Origin of the sequence: Pseudomonas sp. JAI115 (genome assembly GCF_014200835.1) — a bacterium.
Lineage (GTDB): Bacteria > Pseudomonadota > Gammaproteobacteria > Pseudomonadales > Pseudomonadaceae > Aquipseudomonas > Aquipseudomonas putida_A.
In genome coordinates this window covers 50,498-66,551 of sequence record NZ_JACHCY010000006.1, presented here as the reverse complement: position 1 = coordinate 66,551, position 16,054 = coordinate 50,498, and the positions used below count along the sequence as shown (strand labels likewise).

General features: G+C 58.7%; 16 protein-coding genes and 1 pseudogene. 3 read left to right on the top strand and 14 right to left on the bottom strand.

Annotated features, from left to right (window positions below; translation table 11 throughout):
• Positions 1 to 5 precede the first annotated feature (5 nt).
• The 3 genes from msrA to msrB are packed head-to-tail and all read right to left on the bottom strand — an operon-like array spanning position 6 to position 3,063.
• On the bottom strand, positions 6 to 710 hold the full coding sequence (gene msrA / locus HDC30_RS15785) for a peptide-methionine (S)-S-oxide reductase MsrA (protein ID WP_027612155.1): 705 nt from the start codon (positions 708 to 710) through the stop codon (positions 6 to 8).
• 15 nt (positions 711 to 725) lie between these two features.
• Positions 726 to 2,501 (bottom strand): cytochrome c biogenesis protein DipZ, encoded by a 1,776-nt coding sequence (locus HDC30_RS15780; RefSeq protein ID WP_183783916.1) that lies wholly within the window; start codon positions 2,499 to 2,501, stop codon positions 726 to 728.
• A 43-nt stretch (positions 2,502 to 2,544) separates the two neighbouring features.
• The gene (gene msrB, locus HDC30_RS15775) at positions 2,545 to 3,063 is read right to left on the bottom strand and encodes a peptide-methionine (R)-S-oxide reductase MsrB (RefSeq protein ID WP_150368506.1); all 519 of its coding nucleotides are present in this window, start codon (positions 3,061 to 3,063) and stop codon (positions 2,545 to 2,547) included.
• A 151-nt stretch (positions 3,064 to 3,214) separates the two neighbouring features.
• On the opposite strand from msrB, the gene HDC30_RS15770 reads away from it, so the two are divergent.
• The 3 genes from HDC30_RS15770 (at position 3,215) to HDC30_RS15760 (ending at position 6,263) form a co-directional block, all read left to right on the top strand.
• Positions 3,215 to 3,925 carry a response regulator transcription factor gene (locus HDC30_RS15770; RefSeq protein ID WP_183783914.1) on the top strand — a complete coding sequence of 237 codons (711 nt, stop codon included), beginning with the start codon at positions 3,215 to 3,217 and terminating at the stop codon, positions 3,923 to 3,925.
• A complete protein-coding gene (locus HDC30_RS15765; RefSeq protein WP_183783912.1) occupies positions 3,922 to 5,442 on the top strand; it encodes a HAMP domain-containing sensor histidine kinase in 1,521 nt (506 codons plus the stop codon). Before HDC30_RS15770 ends, HDC30_RS15765 begins: the two co-directional genes overlap by 4 nt.
• 119 nt (positions 5,443 to 5,561) lie before the next feature.
• Positions 5,562 to 6,263 (top strand): hypothetical protein, encoded by a 702-nt coding sequence (locus tag HDC30_RS15760; protein ID WP_183783910.1) that lies wholly within the window; start codon positions 5,562 to 5,564, stop codon positions 6,261 to 6,263.
• A gap of 67 nt (positions 6,264 to 6,330) precedes the next feature.
• On the opposite strand, the gene HDC30_RS15755 is transcribed toward HDC30_RS15760, so the two are convergent.
• The 11 genes and pseudogenes from HDC30_RS15755 to hmpA all read right to left on the bottom strand — a co-directional run bounded on the left by HDC30_RS15755 (position 6,331) and on the right by hmpA (position 15,956).
• Entirely contained in the window at positions 6,331 to 6,822 is a 492-nt protein-coding gene (locus HDC30_RS15755; protein ID WP_135296519.1) for a RidA family protein, read from the bottom strand.
• A 198-nt stretch (positions 6,823 to 7,020) separates the two neighbouring features.
• Positions 7,021 to 7,335, bottom strand: a complete 315-nt coding sequence (locus tag HDC30_RS15750) for a DNA-binding transcriptional regulator (protein WP_047599259.1) — start codon at positions 7,333 to 7,335, stop codon at positions 7,021 to 7,023.
• Positions 7,332 to 7,676, bottom strand: coding sequence for a toxin (locus HDC30_RS15745; RefSeq protein WP_096795494.1), 345 nt, complete (start codon positions 7,674 to 7,676; stop codon positions 7,332 to 7,334). The genes HDC30_RS15750 and HDC30_RS15745 overlap by 4 nt, the downstream gene beginning before the upstream one ends.
• Before the next feature lie 126 nt (positions 7,677 to 7,802).
• Entirely contained in the window at positions 7,803 to 8,690 is an 888-nt protein-coding gene (gene cyoE / locus HDC30_RS15740) for a heme o synthase (protein WP_003227980.1), read from the bottom strand.
• A 10-nt stretch (positions 8,691 to 8,700) separates the two neighbouring features.
• Positions 8,701 to 9,036, bottom strand: coding sequence for a cytochrome o ubiquinol oxidase subunit IV (cyoD, locus tag HDC30_RS15735; protein ID WP_003227981.1), 336 nt, complete (start codon positions 9,034 to 9,036; stop codon positions 8,701 to 8,703).
• Complete coding sequence (cyoC, locus tag HDC30_RS15730; protein WP_003227982.1) at positions 9,036 to 9,659, bottom strand: cytochrome o ubiquinol oxidase subunit III; 624 nt, start codon at positions 9,657 to 9,659, stop codon at positions 9,036 to 9,038. Before cyoC ends, cyoD begins: the two co-directional genes overlap by 1 nt.
• 3 nt (positions 9,660 to 9,662) lie before the next feature.
• Positions 9,663 to 11,690 carry a cytochrome o ubiquinol oxidase subunit I gene (gene cyoB / locus HDC30_RS15725; RefSeq protein ID WP_007968380.1) on the bottom strand — a complete coding sequence of 676 codons (2,028 nt, stop codon included), beginning with the start codon at positions 11,688 to 11,690 and terminating at the stop codon, positions 9,663 to 9,665.
• A 3-nt stretch (positions 11,691 to 11,693) separates the two neighbouring features.
• Positions 11,694 to 12,635: a ubiquinol oxidase subunit II gene (gene cyoA / locus HDC30_RS15720; RefSeq protein WP_027612162.1), complete on the bottom strand. Its 942-nt coding sequence runs from the start codon at positions 12,633 to 12,635 to the stop codon at positions 11,694 to 11,696.
• An 826-nt stretch (positions 12,636 to 13,461) separates the two neighbouring features.
• Complete coding sequence (locus HDC30_RS15715) at positions 13,462 to 13,971, bottom strand: disulfide bond formation protein B (RefSeq protein WP_025109264.1); 510 nt, start codon at positions 13,969 to 13,971, stop codon at positions 13,462 to 13,464.
• Positions 13,972 to 13,996: 25 nt separating this feature from the next.
• Complete coding sequence (locus tag HDC30_RS15710; RefSeq protein ID WP_134787291.1) at positions 13,997 to 14,557, bottom strand: ester cyclase; 561 nt, start codon at positions 14,555 to 14,557, stop codon at positions 13,997 to 13,999.
• Between the two features lie 218 nt (positions 14,558 to 14,775).
• Positions 14,776 to 15,956 (bottom strand): annotated as a pseudogene (gene hmpA, locus HDC30_RS15705) (NO-inducible flavohemoprotein).
• Positions 15,957 to 16,054 lie beyond the last annotated feature (98 nt).

Sequence of the window (16,054 nt, the reverse complement as noted above, 5' to 3'; positions counted from 1 at the left end):
GAGATTCAACTCCCGCTTTTCACCAACACCGGTTTCTCCTGATAACGCTGCGCAAACAACTGCTTCAACTGCGCCACCTTGGGCATGTCGTTGATCACGATGTACGGATAGCTCGGGTGTTCGGTGAGGAAATCCTGGTGATAGTCCTCCGCCGGGTAAAAGCCGTTGTAGGTTTCCAGTTGGGTGACGATCGGTTTGTTGTAGGCATGCGCCGCGTCGAGTTGGGCGATGTAGGCCTGGGCCACACGTTGTTGATCGGCATTGACCGGGAACAGCGCCGAGCGATATTGCGTGCCGCTGTCCGGCCCTTGGCGGTTGAGTTCGGTCGGGTTGTGGGCCACCGAAAAGTAGATCTGCAGCAGGCTGCCGTAGCTGACTTGCGTCGGATCGAAGGTGACTTGTACTGACTCGGCATGACCGGTGTCGCCCTCGCTGACCCGCTCATATTCCGCCGTGTTCGCCGCACCGCCGGCATAACCGGAAACGGCTTTCTGCACACCTTTGACGTGTTGGAAAACCCCTTGCACGCCCCAGAAACAACCACCGGCGAACACCGCGGTTTCACTGTGCGCCTGAGTGGTTTCGTCGAGGACTGGCGGCGGGATGACCACCGCGTCCTCTGCACCGAAAGAGAACGCCGAGCACTGACCGATCACACCTGCCATGGCGACGCCGAGCAATGCACGTCGCCAGTTGTTTTGAGCTTTCATGTTGCGCACTCCCGATCAGCCGAAGGTGAAGGCGTAAGCCGATACGCCCGGGTCAAGAAATTCGATGGTGAAGGTCCGGTCCTTCACCTCGTCGGTTTGCCGTACCAGTTGATACAGGCGCTGCTCGGTCACGCGGCCGCTGCCATCCGCGGCGACATCGACACCGTGGGCGTCACCCGGCGCCTGCCCGTCAATCGACACGTTGAAACGCACCGGTTTGCCATCCGCACCCGGGCCCAGCACCAGATGCAGATCGCGGGCGTGGAAGCGGTAGACGATGCGACTGGCCGGCGCGCTGGCGGTGGCCTGCTCGGCACCGACGGCCCACTGGCCGCCAAGGCTCCAGTCATTCAGGGTCAGGTTGGCGGGTGGGTTATAGGTCGCGACCTTGTCAGGCACCAGCCCGGTTTCCGGTACGAAATGTTCCGCACGCTGGTAGCCGACGTAGGTTTCCGGTGACAGCACCTGATTCATGTCCGGCGCCTGTTGCACGCCTTGGGCATCGGCGTTGATCAAGCCGTCGGCGACGGTTTTCGCCCCGGCCTCACGCAGCAACTGCTGTATGACCCGTTCCGATTCGGCGTAATCCCCTTCGCCAAAATGGTGGTAACGAATCCGTCCTTGAGCATCGGCAAAATAATGCGCCGGCCAGTATTCGTTGTTGAAAGCACGCCAGATTTTGTAGTCGTTATCGATGGCGACCGGATAGTTGATACCCAGCTCCTTCATGGCTTTGGTGACATTGCCGACATCGCGCTCGAAAGCGAATTCCGGGGCGTGCACGCCAATCACTACCAGGCCTTGATCGCGGTACTTTTCCGCCCAGGCTTTGACGTATGGCAAGGTGCGCAGGCAGTTGATGCAGGAGTAGGTCCAGAAATCCACCAGCACCACTTTGCCCTTCAATGCCTGGGCGTCCAGCGGTGGCGAATTGAGCCATTGCACGGCGCCATTGAGCGGCGGCAACTGGCCTTCGACCGGTAGTGTTCCCGGTGCCTTGTCGGCAACTTTCATCGCCCCGCCGGCAGCAGGAATCTGCGCCATCATGGTTCCGTTGCCCGTCGGCGATTTGCTGGTCAGCTTGCCGACCAGCGCCTGTTCAATCCCGCCCGTGGAAGCCGTCGACAGCCGCGCCAACAGCCCGGTGTCGAGGCCCAGCGCAATCGCTGCGACACCCGCCAGCATCGCCGCCCCCAACCCGCGCCGGATCCACTCACCGGTGCCGACCGAGCGCTTCATCAACGCAAAGACCTTACCGCCCAGCAGCAGCGCCGCCGCCAGTGAAGTCGCGGCGCCCGCCGCGTAGGCGAGCAACAACAGCGTGGTGGCGATGCTTGCCCCTTGCAGCGCGGCTCCGGTCAGAATCAAACCGAGGATGGGCCCGGCGCACGGTGCCCAGAGCAGACCCGTGGCGACGCCAATCAGAAACGAGGCGCCGGGACGCGGACGATTGTCCTGGCCCGCGGCTTCGGACAGCCGACTGCCGGCCGAGACCAGCGGTCGCGTCAGGCGCTCGGCGAGGCGCGGCAGCAGCAGCGTCAGCCCGAACAGTGCAACGAACAGCAACGCGAGCCAGCGCCCGTACTGATTGACTTGCACCACCCAACCGCCGCCCACCGCCGCCAGTGTGGCGACGAGGGCGAAAGTCAGCGCCATCCCGGCCAAGAGCGGCAAGCCACTCTTGATAAACGGCTGCCCGGTGCGAGCGAAGACAAAAGGCAGAACAGGCAGGATGCAGGGACTGACGATCGTCAGCACACCGCCCAGATAAGCGAGAACCAAGAGCAACATGGTGTCGTCCTGTAGAAAGTGAACATCGAAAAATGGCCATGGCTCATGCCGCCACGGGTTTGAACGTCATCGCCAGGCCATTCATGCAATAGCGCAGGCCGGTGGGTTTCGGGCCGTCGTCGAACACATGTCCCAAGTGCCCGCCGCAGCGTCGGCAGTGCACTTCATTGCGTGACATGCCGAATGATCGGTCCTGACGCGTGGCCACCGCATGTTCCAACGGTGCCCAGAAACTCGGCCAGCCCGTGCGGCTGTCGAACTTGGTCGCCGATGAAAACAGCGCCAGATCACAACCCGCGCAGGCGAATGTGCCGTTGCGATGTTCGTTGTTGAGCGGGCTGGTATAGGCCCGTTCGGTGCCTTCGTCGCGCAGGATGGCGTACTGCTCGTCCGAGAGCAGCGAGTGCCATTCACTGTCGCTGTGGCTCACCTCGAAAACCTCATCGGCATGGGCTTGCTCGATCAGTGCGGAGCCCGAGGAAAATTTTGGCAATACACCCGCCACCAGAGCTGCAACCCCCAGCCCGCCGCTCGCTACGAGAATCTGTCGCCGTGAAAACATGGCCGTCTCCAAAAATTCCAGGTGCCTGTCATGGAACACAGCCTAGGCTTGGGTTGATCGCCAAATCCTCACGGGAAGTTAACGAATTCGTGATAACTCGCCCCGAGGAAAACCCGCACAATGCGCTCACTGCGCCGAAGGATTGAGCTTGATGGAATTAACCAGACGCATCCTCGTGGTCGAGGATGACCAACACATCGCCGACTTGATTAGCCTGCACCTGCGCGATGAACATTACGACGTCGTGCACAGCGCCGACGGCGACGAAGGCATGCGCCTGTTGCAACAGGGACAATGGGATGCACTGATCCTCGACCTGATGTTGCCGGGGGTCGACGGCCTGGAAATCTGCCGCCGCGCCCGGGCGATGGCGCGCTATACGCCGATCATCATCACCAGCGCCCGCTCCAGCGAATTGCACCGCATTCTGGGTCTGGAGCTGGGTGCCGACGATTACCTTGCCAAACCGTTTTCAATGCTGGAACTGGTGGCTCGGGTCAAAGCCTTGCTGCGCCGGGTCGACGCCATGGCGCGCAACCTGAAAATGGACGCCGGCAGCCTCAGTCTCGATGGTTTGAGCATCGACCCGATCACCCGCGACGTCGCCCTCAACGGTGCGCGTCTGGACCTCACTCCGCGAGAGTTCGACTTGCTGTATTTCTTCGCCCGACAGCCGGGCAAGGTGTTCTCACGCATGGACCTGCTGAACGCGGTGTGGGGCTACAGCCACGAGGGTTATGAACACACGGTGAACACGCACATCAATCGCCTGCGGGCGAAAATCGAAAGCGATCCGGCGCAACCGACACGCATCCTCACTGTGTGGGGTCGCGGCTATAAATTCGGCACGGAACAACCATGAGACTGAACCTGTCGCAGCGCCTGTCGCTGGTGTTCGCCGTTTTGCTGCTGGTGTGCTGCGGCACCTCGGCATGGCTGCAGGTGCGCTCCAGCAAGATGCATGAACTGGAAGTGGTGCAAGGCCTGTCGCGGGATCTGGCGCAGCACATCGCCCATGACACGGTGCTGATGGACAGCAATGGCCTGATGCCCGGCGCCGTGCGCGAACTGTTCAGCAAGCTGATGCTGGTCAACCCGAGTGTCGAGGTGTACCTGCTCGACCCCGAGGGACGGATTGTCGGCAATGCGGCACCGGAAGGACATCTGCGCCGGGAAACGGTTGATCTGGCGCCGATCCGCCGGCTGCTCGATGACCAGCCGTTGCCTATTCTCGGCGATGACCCGCGCAGTGCCGACGGGCGCAAGGTCTTCAGTGCCGCGCCGTTACGGGTCAACGGCAAGCCCGCCGGTTATCTGTACGTGGTGTTGCTCAGTGAAGAACACGATCGCTTCGCTGAACGGGGCGCGACCAGTGCTGCACTCAATACGGCGTTGCTGTCGATCGGGCTGGTGGCGCTGTTGTGCCTGATCGCGGGTCTCACGGCGTTCAACCTGATCACCCGGCCACTGCGCCGATTGACCGAAACCGTCAGCCGGTTCGACATTGATGGCGCGCCGCAACCTCTGCCTGCACCTTCAGTGGCTGTGGATAAAAGCGCTGACCCGGATGAAATCGCCGTACTCGATGGCGCCTTCCGGCAGATGCAAAACCGACTGGGTGAACAGTGGCGCTCGTTGACCCGCCAGGATCAGGAGCGCCGCGAACTGGTGGCGAACATTTCTCACGACCTGCGCACACCGCTGGCCTCGTTGCACGGCTATCTGGAAACCCTGACGCTCAAGGACGCCACACTCACCGCCGAAGAACGCCGCCGGTATCTGGGCATCGCGCTGGATCAGAGCCGCAAGGTCGGCGGGTTGGCGCAATCGCTGCTGGAGCTGGTACGTCTGGAGCACGGTTTCGTGCAGCCGGTACTGGAGCGCTTCTCGCTGATCGATCTGTTGCAGGACATTTTCCAGAAATTCGAACTGGCCGCCGAATCACGCCACGTCGAACTCAAGGCCAGCTTCGGTCCGAACCTGCCGACGGTGTGCGCCGACCTTGGGTTGATCGAACGGGTGCTGACCAACCTGGTGGATAACGCCTTGCGCCACACGCCTGCGGGCGGTGAAATCGAGCTGGATTTGAAACCCCTGGGCGCCTTGGTCGAAGTCACGGTCAGCGACACCGGCCCCGGCATCGCTCCGGATCTGCGCGAAGGTCTGTTCCTGCGTCCTTTCAATATTGGCGGCGCGCGGCGTGACGGTGGACTGGGCCTGCGGATCGTCCACCGCATCCTGCAACTGCACGGGCGTGACATTCAGTTGATCGATGTCGCCGGGCGCGGGGCGACTTTCCGCTTCACGCTGCCGACCGATCAGCAAACCGCTGAACAGTGGATGGTGCGCTCGATGAACCTGAACACGCCGGACAAATAATCCGCACCACCGGACTGTTGTTCCGTGACAACGCCGCCCCGCTCCCCTAAATTAACCGGCCTGAAAAAGACCTCGCGCTTTCTCGTTTCCACTCAAGTTAAAAAAGTAGTGAAATTTCAATGTCCGATTTCAACACCGCTGAATCCGTAGTCACCGAATCGTCCAAAGCGGAATACGAAAACTCCATCAATCTTTCACAACACCTTCCACAAGCCAAAATCATCAGCGAGATGGTGCTGGATGCTTTCCAGTCGACCCGCGAAAGTGACCAGATCCGCGAGCTGCGCGCCGCGATCCGTCAGGCGCACGACAGCTTCGATGACGACAAGGCCTACGAGCTGATGGGCGAACTCAAGCGCCTCAAGGACGCCGAGGCCGCCGACATCGCCGCCCTCGAAGACCTGAGCAGCAAGTTTTCGATCGGCCGCATCCTGTCCTGCTTCAAGGACGATCCCGCGTTCCAGGAAATCGTTTACGGCCTCGCGCTCAAAGTGCTGAATCAGACCCACCAGGCGATCAGCAACCCGAGCGGCGGCAAGAGCAAGGCTGCCAAGAAGAAAGAACTGGAAATCTTCACCATCAGCAAGGACGGCAACAGCGTGACCCTGCCGCTGCGCACGCCGCGCTCGCGTCTGAACGTTGACCGTGAAGCGCTGGAGTTCCTCGGTTTCACCTTCGTCGGTGAAGGCGAAGAAGCCGAGTTGGAGGGCGAGACCTTCATCGACAACGCCGGCACCGAACACGCGATCAACCGCAAGAACATCATCACCGCCCTGCAACAGCAAACCGCGTTCGATGGTTACAGCATCGCCGCGCAGTAATCCCGGCGCCGACAAAAAAGCCCCGCTCTGAGATTCAGGCGGGGCTTTTTGTTGGGCGGCGCGGCGATCAGACTTCCGACTGCACCGCCGCGATCATGTCGACTTCAATCGCGGCGTTCTTCGGCAACTGATAGACACCGACCGTGGTGCGGGTGTGCCGGCCGGCATCGCCGAGCACATGGCTGAACACGTCCGATGCACCGTTGGCCACTTCGCTCAGGTCTACGAAGTCCGGGGTCGACTTCACATACACCGTGACCCGCAACAACGCCCGGATCTTGTCCAGCGAACCCACCGCATCGACAATCAGCGCCAGGCAGCGCATGGCACTGATGCTCGCGGCGGCCTGGGCGTCCTTGAGGGTCAACTCCAACCCCACGCGACCGGGATACAGAATCCTGCCATTGACCCGCGGCACCATGCCGCTGATGTACAACTCATCGCGATGACGGATCAGCGGCGCATAATTGCCGCCGGCGGTATTCTCGCCATAGATGTCGTAGTTCAGCTCGTGTGCCAGGGCAATGAAACGTTCGTCGCAGGTCATCCTCTCAGTCATTTCGCCCAGCCTTTTGATCAGTGCATGAAGAATCGCGGAGTGGAACAGTTGAGCGCCGAGGAAGTGGCATGGCGCTATCACTAAGGACTGGATCCAAATCTAGGTGGTTTGCGGCGATACCGCAACCTGCCGTTCTGGACGAAAAACCCCGCGACTCTATCGAATCGCGGGGCTTGATGACGTATATCAACGAACTATCTACACAGCGCCCAAGCGCTCAACCATATCAGGGAATTTCTCCACCAAGCGGATCAACAGTGCCGCCTGAGCATTGGGCTTGGACTTCTCCTGCTCCCAATTCCTCAATGTGCTCGGGCTGGTCCTGATTCGCTTTGCAAATACCGCTTGTGACATGTGCAATTTTTCACGCAGTGCAACGATCTCTTGTGCACCAACCTCGGGAACCGGTTTGTCCTCGACGACCGTATTGCGCAGCGTAATTTTACCTTCGCGATGGGCGGCCATCTCTTCAACGCCCTGCATCAATTCCGCAAACAGGTCGCGTTTTTTCATGAGGCACCTCTTTTTCTCAACTCTATCTCAATGGCTTTTTTGAGCGCCTTCTCTTTCTCGGCGGACAGATTCTCAAGCTCATCTTTGTCATAAATCGCAAACATCCAGAACTGACGATCATTCATAAGCCAATAGTAGATGACCCGCAAGCCACCTCGTCGGCCTTTGCCACGCCGAGCGTCAGACCAACGTAATTTCCGGAAGCCGCCAGTTCGCGGTATTACGTCGCCCGACGCTGGATTGCACTGCAGATAATTCTGCAACTCCCGATACTCATCGTCCGTCAGATAATGACCAACGCTCGCGGTGAATATTGTGGTTTCAAAAAATACAGTTCGCATGGGCAAACTATAGGCAACTTGCCCATGGAGAGACTATCAACAAATTCGACCTTTGATAAACATCCGATCAACAAAAAACCCCGCACATCTCTCAATGTGCGGGGTTTTTCGTGAAGCCATCCAGCCTTACGGCGCGTACGTCAGCAGCAGCTCGGCGGGCACCTTGAAGTCCAGGGACATCATGACGCTCAGGGCGGTGATGGTGAAGATCGAGAACACGAACAGCTTGCGTGCCCAGACCGTGTCATCCACCGCCTTGTAGCCGGTCCAGGCCATGTACAACCAGTACATGCCCATGGCCGCGGCGACCGCGAGGTAGCTCATGCCGGCGTAACCGCTGAAGGTCAGCATCAAGGTCGCCACGAGGAACGCCAGGATGTAGAGCAGGATGTGCTTCTTGGCCACTTCGATTCCGCGCTTGACGGGCAACACCGGAATCGATGCGGCCAGGTAGTCGTTGAAGCGGAAGATCGCGATGGCGTAGGAATGCGGCATCTGCCACAGGCTGAACATCACCAGCAGGGTCAGTGCGGCCATGTCGAAGCTGTTGGTTACGGCAACGTAACCGATCACTGGCGGCATGGCGCCCGACAGACTGCCCACCAGCGTGCCGTGAACCGACTTGCGCTTGAGGTACAGGCTGTAGAAGCCGACGTAGATGATGAAGCCGATTACCGCGAACAGGGCGGCCAACGGGTTGGCCACCTTGTACAACAAGGCAACGCCGAGAACACCCAGGATGGTCGCGTAGACCAGGGCCAGTTTCAGGGAGATCAAGCCCTGCACCAGCACCCGGTTCTTGGTGCGTTCCATCTTCAGGTCGATGTCGCGGTCGATGCAGTTGTTGAACACGCAACCGGAGGCCACAACCAGGGAAGTGCCGATCATGGCGGCCAGGAACACCGCCAGATCTACATGCCCTTTCGAGGCCAGGAAGAACCCGCCTGCCACAGAAAGCACGTTACCGAAAATGATCCCCGGTTTGGTGATTTGGATAAAGTGCTTGAGCGACATCGGGTCTACCTCACTTCGCCATCATGTACGTGTGGATGCTGAACATGATCCACAGCGACAGGCCAACCAGCAGCAGGATCACGATGGCCGTAAAGACAAACGCGATCACGTTGTTACGTTGTGCAATCGAACGGTCCAGGTGCAGGAAGTAGTACAGGTGAACAATCACCTGGATTACTGCGAACAGCAGGACGATTGCCAGCGTGGTCGACTTCGGCAAGGTCGGGAACATCACCAGGCCGAACGGGATGGCAGTCAGGATCACCGACAGGATGAAGCCGATGGCGTACGACTTTACGCTGCCGTGGCCAGCATCATGGCTGTCATGGGAGTGTGCATTAGCCATTACAGAGTCCCCATCAGGTAAACAACGGTGAATACGCAGATCCACACCACGTCCAGGAAGTGCCAGAACAGGCTCAGGCAGCTCAGACGGGTCTTGTTGGTCGCCGTCAGGCCGTGCTTGTTGACCTGGTACATCATGATGCCCATCCAGATCAGACCCGCGGACACGTGCAGACCGTGGGTACCGACCAGGGTGAAGAACGCCGACAGGAAGCCCGAACGGCTAGGACCGAAGCCCTCGGAGATCAGCAGGTGGAACTCGTTGATCTCCATGGCGATGAAGCCTGCGCCGAGCAGGAAGGTCATGAACAACCAGCCCAGAACCTGCTGCTTCTTGCCTTTGTACAACGCCAGCATGGCGAAGCCGTAGGTGATCGAACTGAACAACAGCAGAGCGGTTTCGCCCAGCACGTATGGCAGTTCGAAAATGTCGTGGCCCGACGGGCCACCGGCGACGTTGTTTACCAGTACTGCGTAAACCGCGAAGATCGACGCAAACAGAATGCAGTCGGTCATCAGGTAGAGCCAGAAACCGTATACGGTCATCTCGCCCGAGTCGTGGTGATGGTCATCGTGCCCATGGTCACCATGGGCGTGTCCAACATTGGTCACTAAGTTCGACATGGTTTAAGCCTGTTCCAACGAGGTTACACGGGTGGCATTGGCCGGGATTTTCCCTGCCGCGACCAGACGCTTGTGCTGCTCGGCTTCGATGCGCTCGATCGTTTCAACCGGAACCATGTAGCCCTGGTCGTCACGTGCGGCGTGGATCACGAAGTAGATGACAGTGCCGGCCAGGCTGGCGATCGCCAACCACCAGATGTGCCAGATCATCGCGAAACCGAAGACGGTCAGCAGTGCGCCCATCACCACGCCAGTGGCGGTGTTGTTCGGCATGTGGATCGGCTCGTACTTGGCCGGAGCCTGGTACGCAGTACCGTTTTCCTTGGCTTCGGTGAACGGGTCGATGCAGTCAGCCTTAGGCAGCACAGCGAAGTTGTAGAACGGAGGTGGCGACGAGGTCGACCATTCCAGAGTGTGGGCATTCCACGGGTCACCGTGTTCGCACATGTTCTCTGGCTTGTTGCGGTCACGCACACTGACGTACAGCTGGATTAGTTGGCAGGCGATACCGACAGCGATCATCACCGCACCGAACATGGCAACGTACAGGTACGGTACCCACTCAGGGTTGGTGGTGGCGTTCAGACGACGGGTCATGCCCATGAAGCCCAGTGCATAGAGCGGCATGAACGCGACGAAGAAGCCCGAGATCCAGAACCAGAACGCTGCTTTACCCCAGCCTTCGTGCAGCTTGAAGCCGAACGCTTTCGGGAAGTAGAAGCCGAAACCTGCGATGTAGCCGAATACCGCGCCGCCGATGATCACGTTGTGGAAGTGCGCGATCACAAACAGGCTGTTGTGCAGAACGAAGTCAGCACCCGGAATGGCCAGCAGTACGCCGGTCATGCCGCCGATGGCGAAGGTCACCATGAAGCCCAGAGTCCACAGAACCTGGCTGGTGAAGCGCAGACGGCCCTGGTAGATGGTGAACAGCCAGTTGAACAGTTTCACACCCGTCGGGATGGAAATCAGCATCGTCGCCAGACCGAAGAAGGCGTTTACGCTGGCACCCGAACCCATGGTGAAGAAGTGGTGCAGCCAAACCATGAAGCCCAGTACCGAGATCGCGCCCGAAGCGTAGATCATCGAGTGGTGGCCGAACAGTTTCTTGCCGGTGAACGCCGAGATCACTTCCGAGAAGATGCCGAATGCCGGCAGGATCAGGATGTAAACCTCAGGGTGGCCCCAGGCCCAGAACAGGTTGACGTACATCATTGGATTGCCACCAAGTTCATTGGTGAAAATGTGGAAATCCATGTAACGGTCGAGGGTCAGCAGTGCCAGGGTAGCGGTCAGGATCGGGAACGAAGCCACGATCAGGACGTTAGCCCAGGTGCAGGTCCAGGTGAAGATCGGCATGTCCATCAGTTTCATGCCAGGGGTACGCATTTTCAGCACGGTGGCGAGGAAGTTGACCCCCGTCAGCGTCGTCCCTAACCCGGATAGCTGTAGCGCCCAGATGTAGTAGTCCATCCCCACGCCAGGGCTGTACTGCAGACCCGACAGCGGCGGATAGGCAACCCAACCGGTCTTGGCGAATTCGCCGACACCCAGCGACAGGTTGATCAGCACCACGCCGGACACCAGCAGCCAGAAGCTCAGGGAGTTCAGGAACGGGAAGGCAACGTCACGCGCGCCGATCTGCAGCGGCACTGCAAGGTTCATCAGGCCGGTGAAGAATGGCATCGCCATGAAGATGATCATGATCACACCGTGAGCGGTGAAGATCTGGTCATAGTGTTCAGGCGGCAGGTAGCCAGGCGAACCCTCGGTGGCCATGGCCAACTGGGTACGCATCATGATGGCGTCGGCAAAGCCACGCAGCAGCATGACCATGGCAACGATGATGTACATCACACCGATTTTCTTGTGGTCGACCGACGTCAGCCACTCGGTCCACAAGTAGGTCCACTTCTTGAAGTAGGTGATTGCAGCGAACAACGCCAGACCACCGAGCGCGATCATCGAGATGGTGACCATCACGATCGGCTCGTGGAAAGGGATCGCTTCCCAACTTAATTTACCAAACATCGTTTACTCCTCTGCCCCGGCAGCTGAATGCGAATTCGAGTCCATGTCCGTTGCCGCCACTTCTTTCTCTTTCTTCTCGTGCTTCAGCGGCTTGCCCGGTTTCATGCCTTCGTACTTGTCGACGATGGTCTGGAACAGGTTCGGCGTGACCGAGGAGTAGAGCTCGACTGGATTGTTCTGGCTTGGCTTGGCAAGGGCTGCGTATTCAGCTTGTTCAAGCTGTTTAGGTGCCTTTTTGACTTCACTTACCCAGGCGTCGAAATCTTCCTGAGAAGTTGCGATCGCTTTGAATTTCATACCGGTGAAACCAGCGCCGCTGTAGTTGGCGGAGATACCGTCCATTTCAGCGTTGCGGTCAGCGATCAGGTGCAGCTTGGTGGTCATGCCCGCCATCGCGTAGATCTGGCCGCCCAGGCCCGGGATGAAGAACGAGTTCATCACGGCGTCGGAGGTGATCCGGAAGTTGACCGGAGTGTGCGCCGGGAACACGATCTTGTTGACCGTGGCAATGCCTTGTTCCGGGTAGATGAACAGCCACTTCCAGTCCAGCGCAACGACTTCGATGGTCACCGGCTTGACGTCGGATTCAATCGGACGGTACGGGTCCAGTTTGTGGGTCGAAATGTAGGTGATGTAACCCAGGGCGATGATGATCAGAACCGGGATGGTCCAGACCGCCACTTCGATTTTGGTCGAGTGCGACCATTTCGGGGTGTAGACGGCATCCTTGTTGGACGCGCGGTACTTCCAGGCGAACAGGAAGGTCATGACGATAACCGGCACAACGACCAACAGCATCAGCAGCGTGGCGGTGATGATCAGGTTGCGCTGTTCCAGGCCGACCTGGCCCGTTGGATTGAGCAGGGTCATGTTGCAGCCTCCCAGCAACAACGTGCCGAGCAGCGGCACTAGGCCTAGTAATCTGGGGTACCTGTTTTTACTCATCTCACGACCTCTAAAGCAGCTTGCGCAATGCAGTTGGGTTTTGATCGCCAACACTTCACCCTGCCAAGGGTTGGCATTTTCTTTGGATTGAATAAGGGCCGCCCGTCGCGCGTCAGACGCTCGACAAAACCATGGACAGCGGTCAGTTCTTATTCGAATTCGTGGTCAAAGGCCTTGTTACAGACCAATTCCATTTGGTGCGGAAAGTTGGAAGGCACCGACACCTGGGTGTCGCAAAAGCCTTTCGGCCCGCTCGACACCCGACTTCCTGTCCAGTTCCTTAATAAAGGCTGAACAGTGCCGGGAATTCAGTGCGGGCGATTGTAGATAGGTAGCGCCCTATACACCATGTCTTATCCCGAAATAATTTTTATCGCTCAGAGCAACAATCCATCACCGTTTTTGCAAAAGTTCCGCATGTTATCGAAATCGATTCTCAACAAAAAACACCAAAAAATGTAGGCCTATACACCTCAGTTCAGACAGCTCCGAAGGGATTTTCCCGGCAGCGAATCGGCGCAAAGCCCGATATTCAAAGGCCTCTGGCCATCTGCCAGAGCCTGTTAAAACTGCCTGATCTGGCACCTGCGTGCAAAACCAGAAAAATGCCGAAACAGACCAATCCTTTTTTGTAACATTACGCCAATCCGGGTCGCCGAAAGCCCCTGCGACAGGGCGCGTGTGACAACATGTCGCACATCTGCCGCACTCTCCATTGCCGTTCGTCACGGTGATTTCACAATCACTCTGAAATGCAAAACGCCCCGATCGGCTGATACGCAAATCGGGGCGTTTTCTGTATCGGCCAATCTGCCGAAGAGTTGATTCAGCGCAGTGCTTTTCGGTTACGCGAGGTCAGCAGCGGCACCAGAATCACCACCAGCACGAACGCCACCAGCGCCCATTGCGCCAGCGACAGACCGAGGATCGGCGGGTACGGCGTCGAGCAGAAACCATCGACCTGGAAGCCCAGCGGGAAGATCTTCGCCAGCGGCAGGTCGTCGACAATCGGCTGCAACACATCGATGCCGCAGCTCACCGCCGGATAGAACTGGGTGTACACGTGATGCCCGGCAACACCGGCGCCGGCGATCGCGCAGATCACCACCAGCACTTCGAACACCGTGATGCTGCGGCGGGTGCGCATGGCCGCGCCGATAAACGCGAACAGCGCAATCAGCAGCAATGCATAACGCTGCAGGATGCACAGCGGGCATGGTGCCTCGCCCAGCACGATCTGCATGTACAGCGCGCCACCAATCAATGCCAGACAGATGATGCCCAGCAGCACCAGAAAGCGCCGCTCACGTCCCAGTCGAATCGTTTCCTCGCTCATCGCGTTTCCCTTGTATGTCCATGGTTCAGCTGGCTGGCGGCTGCGCTTGCAGTTGCGCCATCAGACTGATGTTGTCTTCGATATGCCAATTGGCCGCGATGCGACCGTTGTCGATCTGATAGATATCGGTTGCCCGGAAGTCTACACGCTGGCCCTGCCCTTTGAGAGCCTTGAACGTCCCACTGAAGTGTCCGCGAAAGTGCAGATGCACCACCACGCGGTCACCGGCAATGATCATTTGCTCGATCTCGCAGCTCAGGTCCGGCACCGCCGTACGAAAGAACTTCGATGCCAGCAACGGCCCGGTCGGCCCCTGCACCCGACCTTCAGGCGGGGTCTTGTCGACAAACTGCGGCGACAAGGCTGCCGTGGCCAGGGCCTCTTCTCCACTGTTCCAGAAACTGCCGTAACGCCGCGCCGCCAACTCCATTGCATCGCGCTGAGCCTTGGGCAGGCTCTGATCGACGACCAGGGTCTGTGGTGCGATCAACGCCGATTCGGCCGCAGCAAATGGACTGGCCAGCAAAGCAGCCGACAGGCCAAGCATTGCCAGGCTCAGACGAGAGGAGAAGATGATGTGCGACATGGGGGCGATCCTGATCAGTTAAACGAACGAGCGCCTATCATCAGCATCGGGGAATAAACGATAAACCGGTTAAGAAACGATTAACCTTTAAACAGAATTTAAGAATCGAGACCGCGTAACGGCCTTCGCGAGCAGGCTCGCTCCCACATTGGATCTGCGTTGAACACAAATCCTGTGGGAGCGAGCCTGCTCGCGAATGAAGACAACCCGGTTTCAGATCACTCCAAAGCCGCCGCCGGCCCGAAGAACTCATAACGGCTCTGCTGCTCCGGCACGCCCAACGCTTTCAGATGCCGCTTGATCGCGCCCATGAAGCCCTTCGGCCCCAAGAAGTAAGCGTCGACGTCACGTTGCGCCGGCAGCCATTCACCCAATTGCTCTTGGCTGAGGATCCCGACCTTGTCCGCCGCCGGGCTCACGCCGTCGTCTTCGGCGTAGCAATAGAAGCGCTTGAGCTGCGGATGACGCGCCGCCAGCCCATCGATCCAGTCGCGGAACGCATGCACGCTGCCGTTGCGCGCGCAGTGGATAAAGTGCACCGGGCGCTCGGTTTGCAGCGCTGCTTCGAGCATCGCCAGAGTCGGGGTAATGCCGACGCCACCACTGATCAGCACCAACGGCTTGTCGCTGGCAGTCAGGGTGAACTCGCCCGATGGCGGGAACAGCTGAATGCTCGCGCCGATGTGCAATTGGTCATGCAAGTGGTTGGACGCACGACCGCCCGGTTCGCGTTTGACGCTGATGCGGTACTGACCTTTATTGGCCAGCGCCGACAGCGAGTAATTGCGGCGGATTTCTTCGCCATCAAGGATCAGCTTCATGCCAATGTACTGACCCGGTTCTGCGGCCAGGATCGGGCCTTTGTCCGCCGGCTCGAAGTAGAACGAAATGATTTCCGCGCTCTCCTCGACCTTGTCCACCACGATGAAATCCCGCGCCCCACGCCAGCCGCCGACTGCCTGTTCTTTCTGGTCGTAGATCGCGGCTTCAGCACCGATCAGAATCTCGGCCAATTGCCCGTACGCCGCGGCCCACGCGCTCATGACTTCAGGCGTAGCGATCTCGTCGCCGAGCACTTCGGAAATGGCCCGCAGCAGGCAGGTGCCAACAATCGGGTAGTGCTCCGGGAGGATTTGCAGGGCGACGTGCTTGTTGATGATCTTCGCCACCAGATCGCCCAACTGGTCGAGCTGATCGATGTGCCGGGCGTACATCAACACACCATTGGCCAACGCGCGCGGCTGATCGCCACTGGCCTGATGCGCCTGGTTGAACAGTGGCGCACCTCAGGGTATTCGGAGAGCATCATGCGGTAGAAGTGGGTGATCAGCGCTTCACCGCCGCTTTCCAGCAGAGGCACAGTGGATTTGACGATGGCACGATCCTGGACGCTAAGCATAAGAGTGACTCCTGAGCTTTTTGAGAATTACCTTAGGCTTATCAGTTTTCGTGCCAGATAAATTATCTTTATAAATCAATGAATTATTTTTTACGTAG